21 protein-coding genes and 1 tRNA gene are annotated in these 22,231 nt (G+C 47.4%); 12 read left to right on the forward strand and 10 right to left on the reverse strand.

Annotated elements, in window-relative coordinates; all coding sequences use genetic code 11:
• Together Xenpb_RS03340 and Xenpb_RS03345 are read left to right on the forward strand one after the other, a co-directional pair.
• Positions 1-778: TraI domain-containing protein (locus Xenpb_RS03340; RefSeq protein ID WP_187653095.1), on the forward strand; the 778-nt coding region annotated here is incomplete at its 5' end.
• 108 nt (positions 779-886) lie between these two features.
• On the forward strand, positions 887-1,915 hold the full coding sequence (locus Xenpb_RS03345) for a site-specific integrase (RefSeq protein ID WP_187653305.1): 1,029 nt from the start codon (positions 887-889) through the stop codon (positions 1,913-1,915).
• Between the two features lie 636 nt (positions 1,916-2,551).
• Here the strand turns inward: Xenpb_RS03345 and Xenpb_RS03350 are convergent.
• The 3 genes from Xenpb_RS03350 to Xenpb_RS03355 are packed head-to-tail and all read right to left on the reverse strand — an operon-like array spanning position 2,552 to position 3,947.
• Positions 2,552-2,821 carry a helix-turn-helix transcriptional regulator gene (locus tag Xenpb_RS03350; RefSeq protein ID WP_187653096.1) on the reverse strand — a complete coding sequence of 90 codons (270 nt, stop codon included), beginning with the start codon at positions 2,819-2,821 and terminating at the stop codon, positions 2,552-2,554.
• 41 nt (positions 2,822-2,862) lie between these two features.
• A complete protein-coding gene (locus tag Xenpb_RS19635) occupies positions 2,863-3,060 on the reverse strand; it encodes a hypothetical protein (RefSeq protein ID WP_222942861.1) in 198 nt (65 codons plus the stop codon).
• Positions 3,061-3,077: 17 nt separating this feature from the next.
• Complete coding sequence (locus Xenpb_RS03355; RefSeq protein WP_187653097.1) at positions 3,078-3,947, reverse strand: integrase domain-containing protein; 870 nt, start codon at positions 3,945-3,947, stop codon at positions 3,078-3,080.
• 633 nt (positions 3,948-4,580) lie between these two features.
• On the opposite strand from Xenpb_RS03355, the gene Xenpb_RS03360 reads away from it, so the two are divergent.
• The 6 genes from Xenpb_RS03360 to Xenpb_RS03385 all read left to right on the forward strand — a co-directional run bounded on the left by Xenpb_RS03360 (position 4,581) and on the right by Xenpb_RS03385 (position 11,738).
• Complete coding sequence (locus tag Xenpb_RS03360) at positions 4,581-4,868, forward strand: hypothetical protein (protein ID WP_187653098.1); 288 nt, start codon at positions 4,581-4,583, stop codon at positions 4,866-4,868.
• Between the two features lie 100 nt (positions 4,869-4,968).
• Positions 4,969-6,726, forward strand: a complete 1,758-nt coding sequence (locus Xenpb_RS03365) for a type VI secretion system baseplate subunit TssF (RefSeq protein ID WP_187653099.1) — start codon at positions 4,969-4,971, stop codon at positions 6,724-6,726.
• A 32-nt stretch (positions 6,727-6,758) separates the two neighbouring features.
• A complete protein-coding gene (locus Xenpb_RS03370; RefSeq protein ID WP_187653100.1) occupies positions 6,759-8,765 on the forward strand; it encodes a type VI secretion system Vgr family protein in 2,007 nt (668 codons plus the stop codon).
• Positions 8,762-9,547, forward strand: a complete 786-nt coding sequence (locus Xenpb_RS03375) for a DUF4123 domain-containing protein (protein ID WP_187653101.1) — start codon at positions 8,762-8,764, stop codon at positions 9,545-9,547. Before Xenpb_RS03370 ends, Xenpb_RS03375 begins: the two co-directional genes overlap by 4 nt.
• A gap of 19 nt (positions 9,548-9,566) precedes the next feature.
• Positions 9,567-11,282, forward strand: coding sequence for an S-type pyocin domain-containing protein (locus tag Xenpb_RS19640; RefSeq protein WP_222942862.1), 1,716 nt, complete (start codon positions 9,567-9,569; stop codon positions 11,280-11,282).
• Positions 11,283-11,285: 3 nt separating this feature from the next.
• Positions 11,286-11,738, forward strand: coding sequence for a hypothetical protein (locus Xenpb_RS03385; protein ID WP_187653102.1), 453 nt, complete (start codon positions 11,286-11,288; stop codon positions 11,736-11,738).
• Positions 11,739-12,111: 373 nt separating this feature from the next.
• Here Xenpb_RS03385 and Xenpb_RS03390 read toward each other — a convergent pair whose 3' ends face one another.
• The 7 genes from Xenpb_RS03390 to mutY all read right to left on the reverse strand — a co-directional run bounded on the left by Xenpb_RS03390 (position 12,112) and on the right by mutY (position 18,852).
• Positions 12,112-14,217, reverse strand: coding sequence for an AAA family ATPase (locus tag Xenpb_RS03390; RefSeq protein WP_187653103.1), 2,106 nt, complete (start codon positions 14,215-14,217; stop codon positions 12,112-12,114).
• Positions 14,218-14,326: 109 nt separating this feature from the next.
• Positions 14,327-14,533: an AlpA family transcriptional regulator gene (locus tag Xenpb_RS03395; protein WP_074025128.1), complete on the reverse strand. Its 207-nt coding sequence runs from the start codon at positions 14,531-14,533 to the stop codon at positions 14,327-14,329.
• A gap of 139 nt (positions 14,534-14,672) precedes the next feature.
• Positions 14,673-15,944, reverse strand: a complete 1,272-nt coding sequence (locus Xenpb_RS03400) for an integrase arm-type DNA-binding domain-containing protein (RefSeq protein ID WP_187653104.1) — start codon at positions 15,942-15,944, stop codon at positions 14,673-14,675.
• A gap of 165 nt (positions 15,945-16,109) precedes the next feature.
• Positions 16,110-16,185, reverse strand: a tRNA-Phe gene (locus Xenpb_RS03405).
• 168 nt (positions 16,186-16,353) lie between these two features.
• The gene (gene mltC, locus Xenpb_RS03410) at positions 16,354-17,427 is read right to left on the reverse strand and encodes a membrane-bound lytic murein transglycosylase MltC (protein ID WP_187653105.1); all 1,074 of its coding nucleotides are present in this window, start codon (positions 17,425-17,427) and stop codon (positions 16,354-16,356) included.
• Positions 17,428-17,500: 73 nt separating this feature from the next.
• Entirely contained in the window at positions 17,501-17,773 is a 273-nt protein-coding gene (locus tag Xenpb_RS03415) for an oxidative damage protection protein (protein ID WP_099143128.1), read from the reverse strand.
• 38 nt (positions 17,774-17,811) lie between these two features.
• Positions 17,812-18,852 (reverse strand): A/G-specific adenine glycosylase, encoded by a 1,041-nt coding sequence (mutY, locus tag Xenpb_RS03420; protein WP_187653106.1) that lies wholly within the window; start codon positions 18,850-18,852, stop codon positions 17,812-17,814.
• Between the two features lie 243 nt (positions 18,853-19,095).
• On the opposite strand from mutY, the gene trmB reads away from it, so the two are divergent.
• Genes trmB through Xenpb_RS03440 form a run of 4 tightly spaced genes read left to right on the forward strand, consistent with a single transcriptional unit; the run spans position 19,096 to position 21,932 of the window.
• Positions 19,096-19,815 carry a tRNA (guanosine(46)-N7)-methyltransferase TrmB gene (trmB, locus tag Xenpb_RS03425; protein WP_187653107.1) on the forward strand — a complete coding sequence of 240 codons (720 nt, stop codon included), beginning with the start codon at positions 19,096-19,098 and terminating at the stop codon, positions 19,813-19,815.
• Entirely contained in the window at positions 19,815-20,141 is a 327-nt protein-coding gene (locus Xenpb_RS03430; RefSeq protein WP_187653108.1) for a YggL family protein, read from the forward strand. The genes trmB and Xenpb_RS03430 overlap by 1 nt, the downstream gene beginning before the upstream one ends.
• A 46-nt stretch (positions 20,142-20,187) precedes the next feature.
• Positions 20,188-21,159 carry a glutaminase B gene (gene glsB / locus Xenpb_RS03435; RefSeq protein ID WP_187653109.1) on the forward strand — a complete coding sequence of 324 codons (972 nt, stop codon included), beginning with the start codon at positions 20,188-20,190 and terminating at the stop codon, positions 21,157-21,159.
• Positions 21,160-21,209: 50 nt separating this feature from the next.
• Positions 21,210-21,932: a DUF2884 family protein gene (locus tag Xenpb_RS03440; protein ID WP_187653110.1), complete on the forward strand. Its 723-nt coding sequence runs from the start codon at positions 21,210-21,212 to the stop codon at positions 21,930-21,932.
• Positions 21,933-22,231 lie beyond the last annotated feature (299 nt).

A 22,231-nucleotide genomic window follows, 5' to 3' on the forward strand; every position in this document is an offset into this window, starting at 1 on the left:
GGGCAGCGTTCAGCAGGTACCCGCCGCCCCAGAGGGGGAGTGGTCAGGCAGTGGCGGATTTACTGACCTGACACTGCAATTTACCACCTGTGCCGTGCGGTTGGCGAAGGGGCATTTGTTACCGCCGGGTGTGGCACCCGAAATGCAGGCAGCACAGAGTGTCTTATGGCAGGCCGTGGTGTTCTGGGCGGCGTTGTTTTACCACCTGCCGTTGTTGCGGCAGCTTGAGGGGGAACTGGAAGACGGGCATGTCTGGCAGCCGGGCATCGGTATCCCCGACAAACCGTTTCGTTTCCGTTTTCGCACACCGGAGAACATACCGTCGGTTCCACAAGAAGTGTTGCTGGCTGCCTGTCTGTTACCGGAAAAAGCCATGGTGTGGCTGGTTTCCGTGCCAGAAGTCTGGCACTGTCTGATGCAGCACCTCAATGGTCGTCCATCCACTGTCCCGCTGATTGATGCGTTGCTTCAGGAAGCCGCCGGACTGGTTCATTCACCCCGGGTGAAACAGGCGGTTTCGCCAACGGCAGCTGAAACGGCCCTGGCTACCGAAGCCGGCGCAAGGCCGGAAACAAAACCGGCTGCTTCCGTCAATAAAATGAAAAGTCCCTCTCAATCTGCGGCGGACGATACCCGGACGTTATTGTCATTATTTCAATCAAATGATGAAGTTTCATTGCTCATTAATGCAAATGAGAACGATAACGATTTGAAAACAGGCAAACGCACAGGCAGGCAGCCAGAAAACGTTGCTCCCGCCGGGGATAAGTCGTCATGATATTAATAATGAAATAATTTCAATTTGTAATTGATTGTTAACGGGATGATTAACGGCTTGCTATAGCGAAAAGCCACTGGGTTGTGTTGTTGATAACAGGAAAAAATGATGCACGGAACAGAAGAAATAATGGGTTGGGAAGCGTTATTAGACGAATACTTTTTTTCACATATCCTGAGACCGGACACCGAGTGGAGTTACCGTAAAGTGACGAAGGGATTTACCCGGTTTATGGGGGAAGCGGTCTCACCGGTGCAGGTCACCCACCGGGATGTGCTGCGGTGGCGGCGTCATCTTCTGCTGGAGAAAAAACAGTCGAGCCACACCTGGAACAATAAGGTGGCTCACATGCGGGCCATCTTTAATTTCGGCATGGAGCAAAAACTGCTGCCGCACACCGAGAACCCGTTTAATGATGCGGCAGTGAAAAAAGAAAAGAAAAAGAAGAAAATCCTGAGTGACTCGCAGATAAACCGCATCAATCTGGTGATGGGGAAATTTGCTGAGGAAGAAAGAACCGGGGCGGCTCCACGGGGAGGGCGTTGTGCCTTGTATCCGGCCGGGTATTGGATGACGGTACTGGCGACATTACGTTTTACGGGGATACGCCAGAACCAGTTGCTGCATCTGCGGCTGCGGGATATCAATCTGGAAAGCAATTATATTGAACTGGGTCTTGAAGGCAGTAAAAACCACTGCGAATGGGAGGTGCCGATTGTCCAGCCACTCAAACCCCGGCTGGCACAATTAATTGAACGAGTAACAGCGGCCGGTGCCGAAGCCGACGATCCGATTTTTGACCTCAGCCGGCTGAATGTGCCGCATCAAAGCCGGCTTTCCCGTTACAAATACGATATCGACAGGGAAAAACAGCAACTTCGTTCTTTCTTCCGAAGGCTGTCCAGAGAATGTGGCTTTGCCGTCTCCCCCCACCGGTTTCGCCATACAGTGGCAACAACGCTGATGAAAGCGCCGGATCGAAATTTGCCGTTGGTGAAAAGATTACTGGGGCATCGTAATGTCGCGACCACGATGGAGTACATTGATCTCGATATGGAAGTGACAGGGAAAACACTGGAGCGGGAACTGGGGCTGTATACCGATCGTTCTGATGAGCCTTCCGGTGAGAAGCAATAAAACGGATTAAAAAGAACAGGGCGGGTTTCAGTCAGGATTGAGGAGGATGGCATTGATTGAACTGCCCTGCATCAACAATGGAGGGTATAAAAAGATAATTGATACCGATCCGGCATCCCGTGAAGTTTATACCTGACTTGACATCAGAATCAATTACTGAAATCATTACCTTAAACGAGAAAAGGGCAACTGATAAAACAGCCACCCTGTCATCTTGTCTTAAATGTTCTTCTCAACTAAACAGTACAAATTGAACTGATTAGGCTTTAACATTTAATTAACGATTGATTCTTTTTCGCGCTTTTGTCAGGAAATTTAACAACCTAGGACAAACCCGCATGGAAACTTGGTGCCCGGAGGCGGAATCGAAAAGCATTATAACTTGTTGAATAATCAAAGTCTATAACCTTGCCTTCCTTTTATGCCCCTTTTAATGCCCCTGAATTTTTTTGCTTACCTTTTCTTTTCTATCTGACTGATTTTGCTTATTTATACCATTAATTGTGTGTTTTTCAATCATCTTAAAGCAAAAAAGCCGTGAGGGTTAAAAATGGTCAAATTGGGCAGCCATTTTACGCTCAGGGCTTGATATAAAAAATATTCATTTTTACGACATCGATCACAAATTACAGCGGGTTATTCCTGTGGTTTACTGCGAACCTTACGTTCAATCAGTTGACCACTAATATCAAAATAACGACTCGGCCAGATTTCTGAAGGGTGGATACCGAGATAATTCGCGATAATCCATTCGCCTTTAGGCCACTGTCTGCTGAGTGCGTTTGCTAATGTTGATGAACTGAGTCCCGCTTCACGAGAAACTGCTGCTAAGGTTGTCCCACGTTTACGTAATGCTGCAATGATATCGGCCTGATGCCAGTCATTTTGAACATTGTTGTTATTCATTCCTGCTACCCCTTCCATTAATTAATATTGATGGTGGTGATTCAAAGCAGGGTTAGCAGACCGGAGTACCCACCGGCGAGGCCGAAGCCTCCCCTGCCTGAACCACCATTGAAAGGGTGATAGCAAGCGCACTGGCAGAAATATTCTACCAGTGTTTGGGTACACAAGGCTGCTAAACCTTGACCACTAGATTTTGCTAATGGCGGGAATACTTTAACTGATTGTTTTATCTGACTCAATAACCGAATCACTAAGTTTAACGGCTATAAACCCGCTCAACATAACGCCCACGACCATCACCATGCCCCAAATCCATTGAAACCAGTGCCCTTGCCTCCTGACGACTAAAACCATTTTGTTGGTAATAATTCAGTGCATCCTGTGCCCATGCATAGCGCAAACTATGGGGAGAATGGCAGCCTGTTAAACCAATCTTTGTGGTATGTGTCCGCCAGTAGTTCATGGCCTGCTTGAGATCGGATTTATCAATCAATCTGCCGCCACGTTGTTCTGCAATAGCAATGGCCTGTTCGACAGCCTCTTTTACCGCTGCGATATCCAGTACGCGGGTTTGCCTTGGCCGGCTTCCTTTTGTACCAAAAACAACATGCAGTTTCGGCTCTGGTTGTTCTAACTGTTTGCGCCAGCTTTTCAATGAAGCACTGCATTGCACCGCTTCCTGAGAACGTAACCCCAACAATCGGGCAAGTGTCAGTGTGACGGCAAATCCGGCATCACGTTCACGTGCCTTCTGATAAACAACCTGAAATGTAGTATCAGGGATCGCTTGTTTCGTTCCGGCTCGGCTGGTTCCGCTTAATCCCAATGCCTGATTGCTCAAACGCGGCGAGGTTTCCAATTTTTCCCGGCCTGCCATACGGAAGATATTACGCAACGCGGACATTTCATTTTGTACTGTTCGTTTGGCAATCCCCTGAGATAAACGAGTATCAACGTACTGCTCTACATGTTTGGCTTTCAAATTCTTAAGGCTTTTCACCTGAATATTCAGGCTCAATAACAACGCGCCCAAGCGTCCAGCAATCCGAATGCGATCATGGCAGGTCTTATGGCTGCCGCCGCCTTGTCGGGCAAAAAATTTTAATTCCTTAATCAATCGACTCATTAGCTTCTCCCGCGACCTATACCTGACACCATGCAATCTCTGGCGCGCGACCATTCTGGCAAAACAGAAAAACCTGCTTTGCCCTTGATCGATATCTGTGCGCCAGAGTGAACGCAGGTTGAGGTATTGCGGGGTATCGGTTGAGTACGCGGTACTGCCGCCTGTATAAACAGGTCATCCCCACCGGCAAAAAAGCCAGCCTCGATATCGTCAAGTTCTCCTTTTGATGCTTTTTCAATCTAAAAATGCAGTGTCAGATTCACTGCGTGGTGAAGCAGGCGTGAGCCTGTCAGGGTTGTGGTACTCTTTGGCTGCGGCGTCACTTTCAGCGCTAACCCGCAAAAAGTGACGCCTTTAAGTTCCGTAAACGGTCAGCAAAAGTTGTACGAGCGTTGAAATGCCAGCAAGAATCGCAAGACACAGCAAAGCTAAGTGTTAAACGGTAGTTATGAGTTAATTATTTGGATACAGAAAAGTTGTCTGCTGAATATTTCAAACAGAGATTGTAAAAGTGTGAATGTGATGTGGTGTAAAGAGCATGATTCAACGTTTAATGCTCTTAGATGACGATATAAAAACACCTTTTGGGCGTATTTTTAGTTTAAGAAACCTTCATTACCAGACAAGGGGTTTATGTCTGACAATATCTGCTTCCAAAGGGGGGCAGATGTACCGCAATGCTTGCTCTCCCTTGCAGGCTACGGGAGTTTTCATTCGCCACCCGAAGGCGATCCTGACAGGCGAGGGATCATTTTTGTAGAGAAAGATATTAACGGTCAGACAGGCGAGAGTCAAACCATTAAGGATTCCTGCCAGACTTATTTTTGCCTGAATTACCGTGCATATTCCGATAATCCCCCTATATTCTGCCAACACCCGCCAAAAACTGGATTTAATTCGTTAATTAATTTGATTGATTAATGTGTAGAATAAATGTGCTTTGCTGTTCAACCACGCATTTTATCTCGCTGAGATTCAGCATGATACCGAAGCCTAATTGATAAAACACAAGTTAAATTCAATGAAAAACAACAAAGAATCGCTTTATCTAAAAGAGCGCGCTTACCTGCGAGAGCTGGCTGAGCACATCGCGAAAGAGTCACCGCATCTGGCTGAATTTCTGGTTTCCTCTCATGACCCTGATATTGCCCGTGTTTTCGAAGCTTTTGCGTTTTTGATTGCCAATCTGCGGGACAAGCTGGAGGATAATTTGCCCGAAATTGTTCACGGCATTCTCTCCCGTATCTGGCCGTTAGCCCTGTCTCCTATTCCACCGACGACAATAGTACAATTTACACCCACGGATAATGAACATCAGGGCACTGCCGAGATCCCGATCAGTACATCGGTGTCTGCCAGCCTTAACGGGCAGTTGATCAACTTTAAAACCTGCCGTCCTTTGCATAGTGAACCGCTGATTGTACAGGCGCGCGCAGTCAGGAAAACGGGCACTCACAGTGAAATCATCCTGACACTATGCCAAACCGGTTCGGCGTCTTCTTTCTGGCAAAGTGGGGCCTTATCTTTTTTCCTTGGCACCGATACGGAGCGCGCCGCCCAGCTCAGCCTGTGGCTGGATCAACATATCTGTGATATCAGCCTGAACACACAGGGTGAGCGGCGAACAATGAAAAGTTTTCCTGATGGCTGGCATGGCTTGCTTGATGAACCGTTGCTGCCCAGCGCCAAAAGTCCCTATTCCGGCTTGCAACCTCTGGTGGAATATTATGCGTTGCCGGCGCTTTATAACTTTGTCACGCTGGATATCAGCAGCAGTTGCGCAAAAGTCCCGCTGAATGACGATGGCACGTTTGAGCTGATTTTGCGTTTCGGGGGGGAATTGCCACTGGAGGATGTCGAGGGGGCATTTTTGTTGGGTTGTGTGCCGGCGATCCATCTGGAAAACCAGACCAGCCCGCCTGTCCGGTTGGAAGCCGGTAATCACTGCTATCCGCTGCCATTGGGCGGTTCGGTGTGCTTGTACCGGTTGCAGGAGGTTCAGGTGGTAGTGCAGCCCGAAGACAGTGAGCAGCGTGGCACGCCTTATCACTGGCTGCCGATTGAGCAGTTTGTTCCCGCCGGGCGTTTTTTCGATGACGATGCGCAGCCCGACACGTTTTACTACCAGCTTCAGACTGAGCAGGATTTTCTGGGCAGGATCCAACATCGGCTGTGTTTTTTTGATTTGACTGGCAATCCGGCAAACAATCTGCCGGAGATTGCTGTCTCGTGCTCTTTCATCGGCTACCATGAGCAGGCATTGACGCTGGAACAAGGCGCAATTACTGTGACGCCGGAAAGTGCACCGTCCCATCTTGATGTGCAGAATATTATTCCGGTGGTGACCGATTATCCACCATTGTTACAGGAAAATAACAGTTGGCCGCTGCTCTCCTGCCTCTCCAGTCCGCCGATGATGTTATTTGCCACCGACAGCCTGAAACAGTTTCTCCGCCTGTTTGACCCGCATAGCGAGACCAACCGTCCGCTGAGCCGCCAGTTCCGCCAACACATTGACGGCATTGTACAGGTGGAAGAGAGTCTGACTGACCGGATGCGGCGGGGGCGCCCCATTCGCGGGCATTTACTCTCACTGACGCTGAACCCTGATTGTTATCGTAATCAGGGAGAAATGTATCGCTTCTGCCGGTTAATTAATCAGGCGCTGGCTTGTTTTATCACCCAATCTTCGTTTGTCATGCTGGAGATTTTCACCCCGGACAGTCACAAAGCGCTATGGCAATTCTGGCACGTCGATGGATTACGCCCGGCCATGTAAGACATGCATGTCATAACCGATAAGGAATAAAAATGAAAAGTGGATTACGTTTTACCTGCCGTATCGCGGGTGTGCCGGAAGACACCTTTGCTGTGGGGGAATTTTCCCTGCAAGAGGGATTATCAGAACTTTTTACCCTCAATCTGACACTGGTCAGAACGGGCAACCCGAATCCGTTTAAACCACAGGCGGAAATTGATTTGACCTCATTGCTGATGCAGGAAGCGGTACTGCAAATCTTTCACGGGGCAACCGAGCAACGCAAAATCACTGGCATCATCTCCCATGCGGACTGGGTGAACACCGATGGTCATAAGACAATCTATTCTGTGACCGTGCGGCCTGCCTGCTGGCGGCTGACGCTCAATCAGGACAGCCGAATTTATCATCAGCAAAATGTGCCGGCCATTTTAAACAGCCTGCTGAAAAAACATCGGGTGAAAGCCGATTCGAAGCTCTACGATGTGCATCAGGAGCGGGAATATGTGACCCAGAAACGGGAATCCGATTATGCATTTTTCAGCCGGTTAGCCGCGGAAGAAGGTATCAGTTTCTGGTTTGAGGATGAAACGCTGTTTTTCAGTGACCGCCATCTGGGCATGACCGCTGGCTTGCCGCTGCAATACCAGCCCCAGCCGGAAACCGCGCACGGGGTAGATACGATTTATCAGGTACGGTTAGGCGTCGGCATGAGTCCGCAACGCAGCCTGCACAAAGATTTCAACCCGGAAAACCCGCGCTATCATCTCTCCCATATGCACAGCAGCGAAGGCTTTCGCGACTTCGGCAGCCAGACCCCCTATACCGTGTTTGAAAGTTACGGACGCTTCCAGAAAGATGCCGCCGCCATTCCGTTTTTAAAATACCGGCAGGAAGCGCTGGATAACCAGAAACAGACTGGCAGCGGTAGCAGTAACTGCATCAAACTGATGCCAGGTAAAATCTTCGAGATAAAAAATCACCCGCATAAGCCGCTGAATGTGCGCTGGCAGGTAGTCGGTATCAGCCATCACGGGCGTTGCCCACAGGCATTGGGAAATGATGCCGGTGAAGGCACCACACTTTCCAACCAGTTCAGTTTTATTTCCGGTCTGGATGATTACCGCCCGCCTTTCCACTACAAACCGCTGGCAGATGGCGATGAAACCGCTATCGTGGTCGGTCCGGAAGGCGAAGAAATCTTCGTCAATAAAGACGGGGCGATTAAAGTCCATTTCCACTGGAACCGCTATGACCAACCCGATGATGGTGCTTCGTGCTGGGTACGCGTGGCTCAGGGCTGGAACGGTAACGGCTTTGGTTTTATGGCGATACCGCGTATCGGGCAGGAGGTGATTATCTCTTACCTGAACGGCGATATCGACCGCCCCATCGTCACCGGCTGTGTTTACAACGGCCTGAACCGTCCGCCGCTGGATTTGCCGGCGCAGAAAACCCGCACTACCTTTAAAACCAAAACCCACAAAGGCAAAGGCTTTAACGAATTGCGTTTCGAGGATGCGAAAGACAGCGAAGAAATCTATTTCCACGGTCAGAAAGACCTGACCGCGCATATCGAAAATGATGCCTACTGGCATATCAAGCATGACCAGAAGAGCCGCATCGATAACAACCGTTACCACGATATCCGCGCTGATGACCATCATCAGGTCGCCGGTTCGCGCAAAATCACCACCGAAGGCGATGTTTCGCACCGGATTGCCGGCAGCCAGCATACCCAGACCGGGGATGCGACTGTCATTGACAGCGGGCAGGAAATCCACCTGAAAAGTGGCGGCAAAGTCGTGCTGGAAGCCGCCGCAGAAATCACCCTGAAAGTGGGCGGCAGTTTTCTGAAAGTCACACCGGGTGGCATTTTGTCTTCAATGATTAATGTCGGGCAGGGTTCAGGCGGTAACGGTCGCGGGATTTCACTGCAATTACCGGAAGGTGTGGAGCCATTGCCAATGGTGGAATTTCCGGTCAAAAAATATTGTGCATTGCAGGCTCAGGAGAATGCTGCCTGGGTGATTAAATCCCCGCAGGGAGGTCAGTCATGACTGATGCCACCCAAAAAACAAGCTGGGCAACCTGGCTGGGCGGATCTGACAAACCGCCAGTTTACCTGATGATCAACCCGCTTTCGGTGCCTAATCCTGTCAACACGCTCTATGTGAACAACTGGGTTGAACAGGCTTTTCCCCTGTATAGCGGTACATCGCTTGCTCACTTGATGGAGCAGGGACCGTGGCTTATCCAGCCGAAAGGGAACTGTCTGTCCACCCTTGCTCGTCTGCTCGACCGCCGCGCATTCAGCGACGGCAGTTGGGGCTGGGCATACCGTAGCGAGGCCGGCTGGCAGGCACAATTGGACCACTGGCAACGTCACCAGCTCGTGACCCTGCGGGATGAACAGGTTGTCTTCCGGCTCATGGATACGCGTATTCTGCGGGTATTGATGCCCGCGATGCAGCCGACAGACTGGACATCTCTGCTTAACCCGGTCACTGAGCTGATGGTGGATATGCCTGAACCGACGGTTTTTCTTCGACCGGTACAATGCCCGTTCAGCCAGATTGAACGCCCTTTTGTACTGGAGCCGCACCTGATTGCAGCGTGGGAGCAATCAGATTTTGCACTGGAAGGACTCGCAAAAACGCTGATGTATGAACTGTGGGAAGCACAGGGCGAACTGGCACTGAAACGGGATACGCCCGAAGGTACTTTGATCCGTGACCTTGAAAAATGGCTGCGTCAGCACCGCCAACAGGGTTCACGTTTACAGGCGCTGACCCTCCATGACTTTCTGGCAGGAAGCGAGATTGATGCACAACGTACTTAATCAATAAAGGATTAATCGAATGAGTGACACAGGAAGATTAGATTGTGTTCCCTGCAATACATTCAAACACTGGCTGGAATTTCAGTTATTGGATAATCAGGGCAAGCCATTAATCGGTATTCCCTATCACCTGAAAAGCCGGGATGGGGTGATCAAGGCCAATGGCGTGACGAATGGTCAGGGAATACTGCGGGAAGAAAATTTATCACCACTTCCTATGACTCTGCATGTGGATGCGCAGAAATTGGCAAACCAATTGGTTGAAAAACCCGCTGTTGCAGCGGTGAAAAATGAACAAGCATCGGGTTCCTCCTCCGCGATTATGCCGGGCGAACTCAGTGATGGACTGCCGAAGATCGAAGGCTGGACAGAAGAAGCCCTGCAAACAAAATATTACACTGACCGCGAATATCCGGGCATCACGGTGATACCCGAACATAACCGTCGGCATGTGATAGTCGTCGAACGTATTGTGAAGCCAGTATTTGCAAAATCCTGCCTGCAACCTTTGGGTTGCACCGATGCGGGCACAGAAACCGAGCCCGCAGCCAATTTTGGTCAATTGCAGGTTTACCTGCCAGCACCCGCAACGGCTTCTGCGGCGCAGAATAAAAACACGCCGCCATGGTATATGGTGCCGATAGGATGGCTGCTTGATCAAGTGGTGCCACCGGCACAAGCCCATCCGCTGGTGTTTCAGGCAATGGAAACGCAGATGGCATTGGGTGCGGCAGTGGGTACGGCGAGTAATAACGATGGATCATGGGAAACCGAAAGTGCTCCGCCACTGATTTCTGAGAAAGAAAAGCTGTTCATGGCCGCCATTGTCTCTTCCACACCGACGGACCGGGCACAGTTAGCCTGGGGGGCTCTGAAACGGGCATTTGGCGCTGACAGTGACACGGCTCAACACCAGCTCGAAAGACTGAAACAACTGGCTGATCAAAAAGGCCGTGCAGAGACCCGTGTTCGCTATCGTTTTGTGGAGGATGAGAAGACCGGAAAAGTGAAGGTGGTTGGTTACCATACCCGCGAAGGAAGTGGTATGGATACGGTTAAAGTGCGTCATGTGAAGCAAACCGCACCGGGAACATACGAATTTCGGGAGGATGGCGCGGATTCGCCTATACTGGTCTGGTACACTAACGCGTCGTCAATGTATAAAACATTATCACCGCAGGAATTACCTCAATATTTTAACCAGCGTGGTACGCCAATCAATGTCAACACTGTACCGCTTGACGATCCGAGCATGACCGGTCAAACACCCGGCCTGGAAATCCCAGAGCAGCCAACGTGGCGGGACGGGATTATGGCCAACCCGCAGCAAGATCCGAATGAAATGGCGGGGAACAAAACAGAAACGCCAATATCGGATGGAACAGACCGCGGGCCAACGAAGACGACCACACCGGTACAGGAGCGTGATTTTCGGGATTATATTCTGGTTTTCCCGATTGAGGGTGTGCCGGCGGTTTATGTTTATTTGAGCGCGTCACTTAAAGGTAAAGATGCTATTGAAGCTGCTAAAAAATTAGGTTATGACCAACGAATTCCAGCACAGAAAGCACCTTTTAACTCTCATGGACAAACTGTGTTTTACAACAAAAAAACAAAAACTTATATCACACCAGATGTAGATGGACACAACATTACTAATGGTTGGAAAATGATGGATAAAAAAGGTAAAAGAATGGGTACTTATGATAGTGAACTAAATAGGATTAAGGATTAAATTATGTTTGATATTATAACAAAAAATTCTGTTATTGAATTTTTCGAAGAGCCAGCTTTACCATCGTCAATCATTATTGATGATTTTAAAGAGGAATTCCATCTACCAATAACCTATTGGAATATACATGATTATAAAAAAAGTTGGTTGAAATCTCTTAAAGAAGGCCTATATAAAAAAGATCATGCTGCATTAGCTGTCTCTATGTATGAACCTAGTAGTGTCAATTTTATTTTTATATGGATAATTTATTTCAAAGAACAAGAGATTTTTATACAAAATCAAACTTTATTTATAGATGATTGCCCCGGTTTTTCTCCTGATAGAATAAATGATTTCATAGAGCCTCGCTATACAGAAACTGAGGATGGGAACAAAATATCTGAATGGAGAACAGATCTAAATAGTATATTGAATTTTTACAAAAAATTAGAAAGAGAACTTGGACTCATATGATAAGTGCAATTTCTGAAAATGCGGTCAGTTAATGTAATAAGCATTTTATTCGCACAATCATTTTGATCGTTCAGATTGACACTGACGCGCTGCGCTTGTCTTCTCCGTGCTACCGGGCTAATACATTAACCCGGCAGCACGGAGAGCTAGAAAAATACCTGCCAGAAAAAATATTTCCTCACCTGCGCCTCATTTTTCTCCTCACTTTTTATTTTCCTTACTGCAAAAACAGGTGAGGAATTAAGATTTTTTTATCCTTAAAAATCAACGTGTTTTGTGCTCCTCACTTTTTCCATATATATGCGAAAAAAGTGAGGAAACGGTGAGCAGTAAAATTCCTTTCCTCACCGTTCCTCACTTTCTGACTCACTTTTTAATCTTTATTGTTCTGGTTAATAATCGTGAGTTCCTGCCCGTGGCGGGTAATCATCCCGTCCTGCTCTAACTTGGTTAACCAGCGGCTGAAATTCTTCACATTTACACCCATCGCTTTTAAATCATCACGGACAAGGGCAATGCTGCAATGCTCTTTTAAGGCGGTACGAGACCGGATGCACTGCCACAATACTGTATGATTATCGGTCTTATTGGAAACATGATCGATTTCTTCCTCCTCAACCGGATCACGCGGACTGTCAACCAGAACCAGTGAGGTAATATCCTCACCGTCTTTATCGGTAAAGAGTTCAACCACACGCATGTCATAGGCTTTGGTTTCCGGTTCTTCGGCATCTTTCATTTTGGTGCAGGTGATAACCAGCGCCCCGCCTTTTTTCCCTTCCCGGTTGATTTTGTATTCAACATCCAGCGCCGCACGAAAGGCACTGGAACCTCTTGCGCCTTTGCTTTCATCCTTGCCGGAATGGTGAACCACGAGAATGCTTGCCCCTGTTTTAGCTTTCAGCTCGTCACAACCCCGGACAAACGCGCCCATATCTTTTGAATCATTTTCATCAGCGCCGCCAAAACAGCGGGCTAAGGTGTCCAGAATAATCAGGCGTACCGGTTCGCCTGTTTCAGATTCAACCTGCTGGGCAGCGACCACCAGTTCATGCACTTCGGCAGGCGAGGCCGGAAAGACAGGCGTATTGATCAGATACATATTTTTAACCGTCTGACCATTAACGATTTCCCATGCTTTGATGCGCCGGGGCACACCAATCCCGCCTTCGCCGACAACGTACAACACAGAACCCTGAGCAACCTTTTTTCCTGCCCATGCTTTACCCGTGGCAATGTGACAACCCCATGCACCCGCCAGAAAACTTTTATATGACCCGCTAGCTCCGTAAATGCTGCATAAGGAATGTGCTGGGATGATGCCTTTAACAACATAGTCCAACTGAGCGTCAAATCCTTCTGAGCCAACGGATAGGGGTAATTTTGTCTTACGCTTTGGATAAAGCGTTTCTACATTGTGATAATTGTGGTTTTCTGTTGCGTGACTGTTCATTGATTTCCCCACTTGATACAAACATTTACTGAATGCCTGCTTTGCTGCCACAATGCCATATTGCTGGCGATAATCATCCCAATCGGCTTTATGCTTTGTAGGCGGTAACGTGACCCAACCATTCACCGCAAGGGCGGCTTTTTCTGCTGAGATCTTGCCGACATTCACTTTGGGTTTCCCGTGCTTATCCAGCTCGTTGGGGCGGTGCCAGTCATTATCTGCGGCAATAATGATTTTGGTGTCCGGCCAGCGTTCCCGGATGGCTTTGGCAACAGAAGATAAATTGCCCTCATCCAGCGCCGCCAGAACAGTACCTTTATAGAGCTGGTTAACCGTGAGTGCCGTGGCGTAACCTTCGGTAATAATTACTGTATCAGGGTACTCTTCCAGCGCTGACACGGGAATAAACGCCCCTTTTTTCTGGCTGCCGGGGAAGAATTTTTTCTCGCCATTGGGTTTAATGATCTGCGCACCGGTGACTTTTTTATCCAGTGCTGTCAGTGTCAGCACTGTCGAATTATCAAACAGTAGCCGCTGATCAAGGTGTGGCAGACTCTTTGCAGTCAGATAGGGCGATTGCCCGGCGACAGTTTGCGCCATCAGTGCCGCCACTCTTTCGGCAATCGGTGGTGTTGGATAATGGGTTTCTTTGGCTGGCTTGGGATCTGGTAAAGGTAGCGCCAGTACATTAGCGACAACTTTTGCCGCCTCAGTAACAGAGATCCCTTTGGTTCTTGCCACTAAATCCAGTCCATCACCATAGTTCGGGGTATCACACTGGCGACAGTGCCAGTTGCCGTGATGGTGATCATCAATAAAGTGAAAACGGTCGGTGCCACCGCAGACAGGGCAGGCGCCATGTTTACCCTTTGCAGGGATATCAATACCACAAGCGGGTAGCAGATTTTGCCAGGAATACATAGCCGAAGTTTTCACGGTCTGGATAAGATCAAGCGGTTTTTGGCTGCCTGATGTTTTTTGGACTGTAAATTTAGGGCGAGTTTGGGTATGCTGTGTATCAGCCATAATTTTTACCTTGCTTAATGGTTGTTGGTGAAACGCCCTGTCAGTGTTTGCGGCACTTCGGGGCGTTGTGTTTTTATGTTACGTGTCTTATGTCATATTCTTTTCTGTGTTATGCCGCCCGTGATTCTGCGATACGCTGGGCGATCCAGTCATCAATCTCAGCTTCAATAAAAGCAACGGAACGCGGGCCAATCTTGACCTGCTGCGGGAATGCACCGTCACTAATCAGTTTGTAGATCCACGCTTTGCTGTAACCCGTTCTGCGCTGTACTTCTGGCAAACGAATCAGGCTTGTTTTCAATGCTGCCACTGTCATGTCACTTCTCCTGTTACCCAGTCCCTGAAATATCATCGTGGACGTTGTTTGATGACAGGCGGATTATTTAAAAAGCAAGACTTAATGAACAGCGTTAATTGTTTTTCTCCCGATGAAAATTAACGGGTTGCAAATTGTACTAACGGTTTTTCCTGTCACGCAGCGGTTTGGCGAAGTCATAGGGTGTGATTGACTTTTCCCGGTTCGCATCCAGATAATCCGCCCACCACTGCACCATCAGCCGCCGTTCGTCCAGATGTTTAGAGGTGTGAATATACGCCGCCCGGACGTTGTTTCGTTCGATATGACTGAGCTGGCGCTCGATGGCATCATCGCTCCACAGGCCGGATTCTCCCATTGCACCACGCGCCATCGTGCGGAATCCATGCCCGCAGACATCGGTTTGAGTGTCGTAGCCCATCGCCCGTAATGCCTTGTTAACCGTGTTTTCACTCATGACTTTCGCGGAATTATGATCGCAGGGGAACATCACGTCGCAATTGCCGCTCAGTTCGCGTAGCGCGTTGATAAGCCGGACAGCCTGACGGCTCAGCGGTACGATGTGATCCGTTTTCATTTTCATGCCGCGTTCAGAGAAGCGAACGCCTTTGATGGGTTTTCGTGTGGCGGGAATTTTCCATACCGCGTTTTCAAGGTCGATTTCCTGCCAGCGGGCGAATCTCAACTCACTGGAACGGACAAACGTCAGCAGCGCCAGCCTTACCGCGATCTTGGTCAGTAAGCGCCCGCGGTAAGCAGACAATCGGTTCAGGAAATCCGGTAAACATTCATGGGGCAGGGCGGGATGGTGACGGGATTTGGTGGTGGTGAGTGCGCCAGCCATATCATTGGCCGGGTTGGTTTCCAGAATATCATTCTGGACGGCATAGCGCATGATGGCGGTGATACGCTGGCGTAGCCGCTGGGCGATATCGTGTTTGCCCTGTTCATCAATGGCCTTGACGGGGGCTAAAAGCTGGCTGGTGCGCAATGTGGTAATATCGCGTGCGCCGATATGCGGGAAAATAGACTGCTCAAGGCTGCGCAGCACTTTTTGACGGTGGCTGTCGCTCCAGCGTTTGTTACTGGCGTGCCATGCACGGGCGACCTGTTCAAAGGTGTTAACTTTGGCGGGTGTTGGTGTGCCTTTTTTCTCTGCTTTGGGGTCGATGCCCTGTGCCATCAGCTTTTTGGCTTCATCGCGCTTAGCACGGGCATCGGCTAATGATACGGCGGGATAGACACCAAATGCCAGACGGTCTTCTTTCTTATCGGTCGGACGGTAATACTTCATGCGCCAGTATTTTGAGCCGCGTGACGAGACTTCTAAATAAAGACCACCACCATCGGCAAGTTTGTAGGTTTTTTCTTTGGGCTTTGCAGTGTCGATTTGCCGGGCGTTGAGTTTCATTATTAAGGGCATCCTTGTAATCGAACGGTAAGTGCCCCGAATTATGCCCTTCGCTGCCTCTTGATTGCAACAGACGAAACTAGACCTAAAAATAAGAAAGGGTGTTGATTTTGCTGGGTTTGAGAGAAATTGTTTGACTGGGCTGGACTTCACTGGAAGTTGAAGTGGTGCCCGGAGGCGGAATCGAACCACCGACACGGGGATTTTCAATCCCCTGCTCTACCGACTGAGCTATCCGGGCTAACGGGGCGCATTAAACCGTATTCAGATAAATCCGTCAAACACTTTCTGCATAATTTTATCTGCATGCTTTTAATTTGCGCAAAAAGCTATAAATCCAAACAAGATGGAGAAACAATCACCTCTCCATCTTTCATTACTTCTTTTCTATCAACTAATTTGCCATCAACTACCTGCGATAACTTTTTTGTGCATTGTTCACTTTTATCAAATAATGGCGTGATTCAGCGGATGGATGTTTATTGGTCAGAGTTTCATAAACATCGCCAGGTGCCATTGAGTTGATGATTTGAGCCGCTTTCTTTCTATCACTGGAAAATACGCGTAATACACTACCTGCACCACCATTATAGGCCGTGATAACAGCATACCGACGTGAGGTTGCATTCTGAATTTCGCCTAAGTAGGCATTCTGCAATATTGATAGATAGGCTGTGCCGGCATCAATGTTGTTCTCTGGATCGAAAAGGTAACTGCGGCTAGGATGGCCTGATTTTCCTTGCATCCTGAAGACATCCTTTCCGGCTGTATGTTGCATTACCTGCATAAGTCCCAAGGCATCAGAACGGCTGACGGCATAAGGGTTAAAGCTGGATTCAGTCTGCATGATGGCAAGGATCAGGGATTCATCGACGCCGTATTTAATAGAGGCTTTGCGAACGAGAGGGAGATATTTATGGGCGCGTTTGTCCAGATGGTTAGGAACCAACTGCATAGTGACCGACCAAATGACATGCAATCCTGATTGGCGTTTTTGTAATTTATTTTCAATCAGGTAATTGGCAAAATGACGTGCACGCCACTCCCAGCGAATGGGTTCGCCGCTGTTATCCAAAACTTGTCCATAAAGGAATGGCTCTTTGCTGATCTGAATATCATTAGCGTCAGAATAAAGATCGATGGATCCAGGATCATCCCCCATCAGCAAAGTAGTGACAATCGCTTTGCGTAAATGTTCTGTGGGTTCAATCGGGGATATCGTTTCAATCGTGATGCTTCCCGACTCAAAGTTAATATGGCTGCGGGTTTGGTATTGATCCGTGTATTTCACGTAGTCTTTCGGGCCTGCGATTAAAACTTCCTGTAGTCCCCAGATATTTTCAATGTCATGGGCAAATTGCCCCATTAAAATATCGAAACCATTCGTATCTTTTACATACTCTTCATTGTATTCAAGGTCTTTTTTGCTAGAGCAGGAAATTAAAAGTGGGGCGAGAAGGATCAGAGCCAGCAGTTTTTTCATTTTACAGTGCCGTTGGATATTGGGATGCCATCAGTATTTAGAGCCATACAAAATGGCTCTTATTATGCCAATATTATTGTTCTGGTGGTGTATAACCATCGATTTGAATGTCATGGCCTTCGAACAGGAATTTCACCATCTCTTGTTCAAGCAATTTGCGATCTTCTGGGTTCATGGTATTTAATTTTTTTTCATTAATGAGCATGGTTTGTTTGCTCATCCATTGTTGCCATGCTTCTTTAGAAATCTCATTGAAAATACGCTTGCCTAGCTCCCCCGGATAGAGCTGAAAATCTTGGCCTTCGGCTTCTCGTTGTAAAAAAGTACAAAAAATAGTTCTGCTCATAATTAATCCTCACTAATCCTTAAAATAAAATGGGCAAATTAACCCAATTGTTGCAAAAGGTACTCAACGGGAGCTGCCAATCCAATTATTGCTGGCTGGCGTAAGTTATACCAAAGTCCTTTGTTTTCATCCATGCAGGAATTAAAAGATAGAATATCGATTTTAATAGGAACGATATCTAAATGAAAATGACTGAATGTATGGCGAAATGCGGTTAGTTGTTCAAGTTTGCTGTGAGATATACCAGAATCTTTCAGCCATTGTTCCAGTGATGATTGATCTGCAAATTGTGGAAAGGCAAACAGGCCACCCCAAATACCAGAAAGCGGGCGCTGTTCCAGCCAAACTGTATCGCCATGCTGCATTAATAAAAAGTAAGCCGTTTTTTCAGGGATGCTCTGTTTCGGTTTTTTCCCCGGGTAATCTGCCCAATTATGATTGGCGTAAGCGATACAGCCTGTATTGAGCGGGCAAATTTCACATTTTGGCTTGCTGCGGGTGCAGACCATTGCCCCCAAATCCATCATAGCTTGGTTGAAATATTCAACACCTTGTTCAGGGGTGACACGCGTACTGATATCCCACAATTGGTTTTCAACCTCTTTTTTCCCCGGCCAGCCATCAACGGCGTAGCAACGAGCTAAAACACGTTTCACATTACCATCAAGAATAGGAAAGTGTTTGCCTTGGGACAGGGAGAGAATAGCACCCGCAGTTGAACGCCCTACGCCGGGCAACGCTACAACATCATCGAAAGTTGTCGGGAATTTACCGTTGTGTAACGCTACGATTTGTTGCGCTGCTTTATGCAAATTACGGGCGCGTGCGTAATACCCTAAGCCTGTCCACAAATGGAGCACTTCATCCAGCGGCGCAGCAGCTAAAGAAGCAACGTCAGGAAAGCGGGAAATAAATTTTTGGAAATAGGGAATAACTGTCGCGACCTGAGTTTGTTGCAGCATCACCTCTGAAAGCCAGACGTGATAGGATGTTTTCTCCAACTGCCATGGCAGAGTCTTGCGACCATAACGGTGATACCATTCAAGCACCACTTGTGAAAATTGCTCAGCTTCCATCATTAGAATAATTGTCTTTATATCGGATAATTGTTTTGTGAACAGGATTGCAACATAGTGTAACCTCGGTGTAAACCCGAACTTTGTTTCGAAGCACTCCGCAAATTGGCATTAAAGTTGTGCTTATGGATACTGAACTTGATAAACTCAGCCATCTTTGCATAATTGCGCTCTCTTTGGGCAATCCTGCGGTACATAAAGTCCCGGACGCCTGAGCAAATGTCTTTAAAACTGACAGAAAGTACCATGATAAATAACGTAATTTCACCGGAATATAATGAAAATGGCAGGGCTTTGCGCCGTGTCCGCAGTTTTGTACGTCGGCAGGGACGGTTAACGAGTCGTCAGCAGCAAGCACTTGATAATGTGTGGCCGAAAATGGGAGTGGATTATCAGGCAGAAGTGTCCAATATGGCAGAGCTTTTTGGCCGTGATGCTCCCGTTGTATTGGAAATAGGTTTCGGTATGGGGGCATCACTGGTTACGATGGCAAGCCAAAATCCAGAGAAAAACTTTTTCGGGATTGAAGTTCATGCGCCGGGAGTGGGAGCATGTCTGGCTTCAGCAGAAGATGAAAACCTCAATAATATGCGTGTCATGTGCCATGATGCCATTGAAGTGCTGAATAATATGATCCCAGATCAGAGTCTGGCGATGGTTCAGCTTTTCTTCCCTGATCCGTGGCATAAGGCACGTCATAATAAGCGTCGGATTGTACAGCCTGAATTTGCTCAACTAATTAAAAGTAAACTGAAAATCGGCGGTGTCTTCCACATGGCAACCGACTGGCAGCCTTATGCTGAACATATGCTTGAGGTAATGAGCGAAGCAGAAGGGTATCGTAACTTATCGGAAAACGGTGATTATGTGCCTCGCCCTGATTCGCGCCCGGTCACAAAGTTTGAGATGCGCGGTCAGCGGTTAGGGCATGGCGTATGGGATCTAATGTTTGAGAGGGTAAAATAATGGCTAAAAACCGTAGTCGTCGTCTGCGTAAAAAAATGCGTATTGATGAGTTTCAGGAATTAGGTTTTTCAGTAAAGTGGAATTTCCCGGCTAATACCTCTGTTGAGGTTGTTGACAGCACGGTTGATGCTTTGATTGAAGAACTGATCGAGCCAAATGGCCTTGCTCTGGATGCCAGTGGTTATTTGCAGTGGGAAGGGATTGTCTGCATGCAAAAAATTGGCAAATGTACTGAGGAACACCGCCAATTGGTTGAGAAGTGGTTGAAAGATCGCGGTATGGAAGAAGTTATCACATCAGAACTTTTTGATGTCTGGTGGGATTGATTCGCTGTTGCATAAAAAATAGCGTCTTACGCAAAAATAGCGCTGTATGCAGGGGCTCCTTGGGGGCCCTTGTTTGTCTGGAGAAAAAGTGGTGAAGGTAAGGTTCTCTAATTCGTTATTGGCAGATATCTTAGATGAAGTACGCCCTTTGATTGGCCAAGGAAAAGTAGCAGATTATATTCCTGCTTTGGCGGAAGTTCCGGTAAATAATTTGGCGATGGCCATTTGCACGGTTGATGGGCAGGTTTTTAAAGCGGGAGATGCAGAAAAGCGTTTCTCCATCCAATCCATGTCTAAAGTGTTGAGCCTGACATTAGCGATGACACGTTATAAGGAAGAGGATATCTGGCGGCGAGTGGGTACAGAACCTTCGGGGCAGCCGTTTAACTCATTAGTACAATTGGAATTGGAAAAGGGAATTCCCCGCAATCCCTTTATTAATGCGGGAGCATTGATTATTTGCGATATGCTGCAATCGCGCTTGAGTGCTCCTAAGCATAGAATGCTGGAATTTGTCCGTAGCCTCACTGGGCAAAAAGATATTTGCTATGATGATGTCGTTGCTCGTTCAGAGATGGAGCATTCCAGCCGAAATGCCGCGATAGCTTACTTGATGAAGTCATTTGGTAATTTTGAGAACGATGTTATTACGGTTCTGCAAACTTACTTCCAATATTGTGCTTTGAAAATGAATTGCGTTGAATTGGCTCAGTGTTTTATTTACTTAGCTAACAAAGGGCGCATGCTGGATTCTGGTCAGCAAATTTTGAGTCTTCGGCAAACCCGGCAGATTAATGCACTGATGTTGACATGTGGAATGTATGACGGTTCTGGGGAGTTTGCTTTCAGGATAGGCATGCCAGGGAAATCGGGGGTTGGTGGCGGAATTGTCTGTGTTGTTCCGGGTGAATTTACCGTTGCGGTGTGGTCGCCTGAACTGGATAAATCAGGTAACTCATTAGCGGGTTGTGCGGCATTGGAAAGATTGGCAGGGCGTATTGGGCGCTCTATTTTTTAACCTTTTCCGGCTGATGCGGGGCCATCAGGCAAAAGAGAGCAGGAGAATATATGTTACGCAGAATTATGATTGCTGCTTCATTATTATTTGTATTTCAGGCACAGGCAGGTTCTGAATGTCAAATGACACTTAAGGATGACATTATTGTCACACCAAACTCTGTCCAAATTATTGGAGCTAATGGCAACCTGAAAATATCACCTGATGGCTCCATAACGCGTGATGGCAAGGCGCTGTCATTGAATGCAGAACAACGAAAGCAAGCCCGGCAATATCAACAGACAATTCGTCAGGATTTGCCATGGGTTAAGAAAAAAGCTCAGGACCGTTTAGTAAGTGCGCGTCAATCATTGGATAAAGTGGTTGCTGATATGATGGGGCAAGACAGTAATGTCCGTAACCGTCTGTCTCAATTGGAATCTGGCCTCAATAAGCAAATTGATAAAGTGATAGAAACCCGCGCTAATGGTTTTGCATTCAATTATCAGGCAGTCAAGCAGGTAGAATCTGAAGGCCAAAAACTTGTTGAACAGAGCCTTGGCGGTATTTTGCAGGATAGCATTAACGAAATGAGCCGCAAGAAGAGTGAGCAAAATGATGGCGGCAACCAGCTATTGATGTCTTTCCTCGGAGGATTGGGTGGGAAGCAAAATAGTTTTGATACCGAATGGAAAAAACAAGAACAAGAGCTGAAACGCTTAAAAGAGGAAGTTTGTGGCAAAGCCAGTAACTTGGAACAGCAGCGCGTCAGTCTTATGAATTCTATTAAGTAAACTACAAGTTATTTATCCAGAAAGAATCAATAATAAATTGGTTCCTTCTGGGTTATTTTTTTTGGGAATTATTTTTTAAGATATTGAGCGTAGCATTAATTCCTGTTTCTAATTTCATCCGAAATTAACCATTATCTTGATAATTGAAAAAACAGTCAGCTTCGTAATTTATAAAATTGACTATTTCATATGAAATCGGATTTTTTAAGGCAAATAATAATCAATATCAAATTCATTCTTATTTGATTGACATATTGGTATCGCCACTTAGAATGCGAGTCACTTCTTATTAATATGCT

Source organism: Xenorhabdus sp. PB62.4 (genome assembly GCF_014467285.1).
Taxonomy (GTDB): Bacteria; Pseudomonadota; Gammaproteobacteria; order Enterobacterales; family Enterobacteriaceae; genus Xenorhabdus.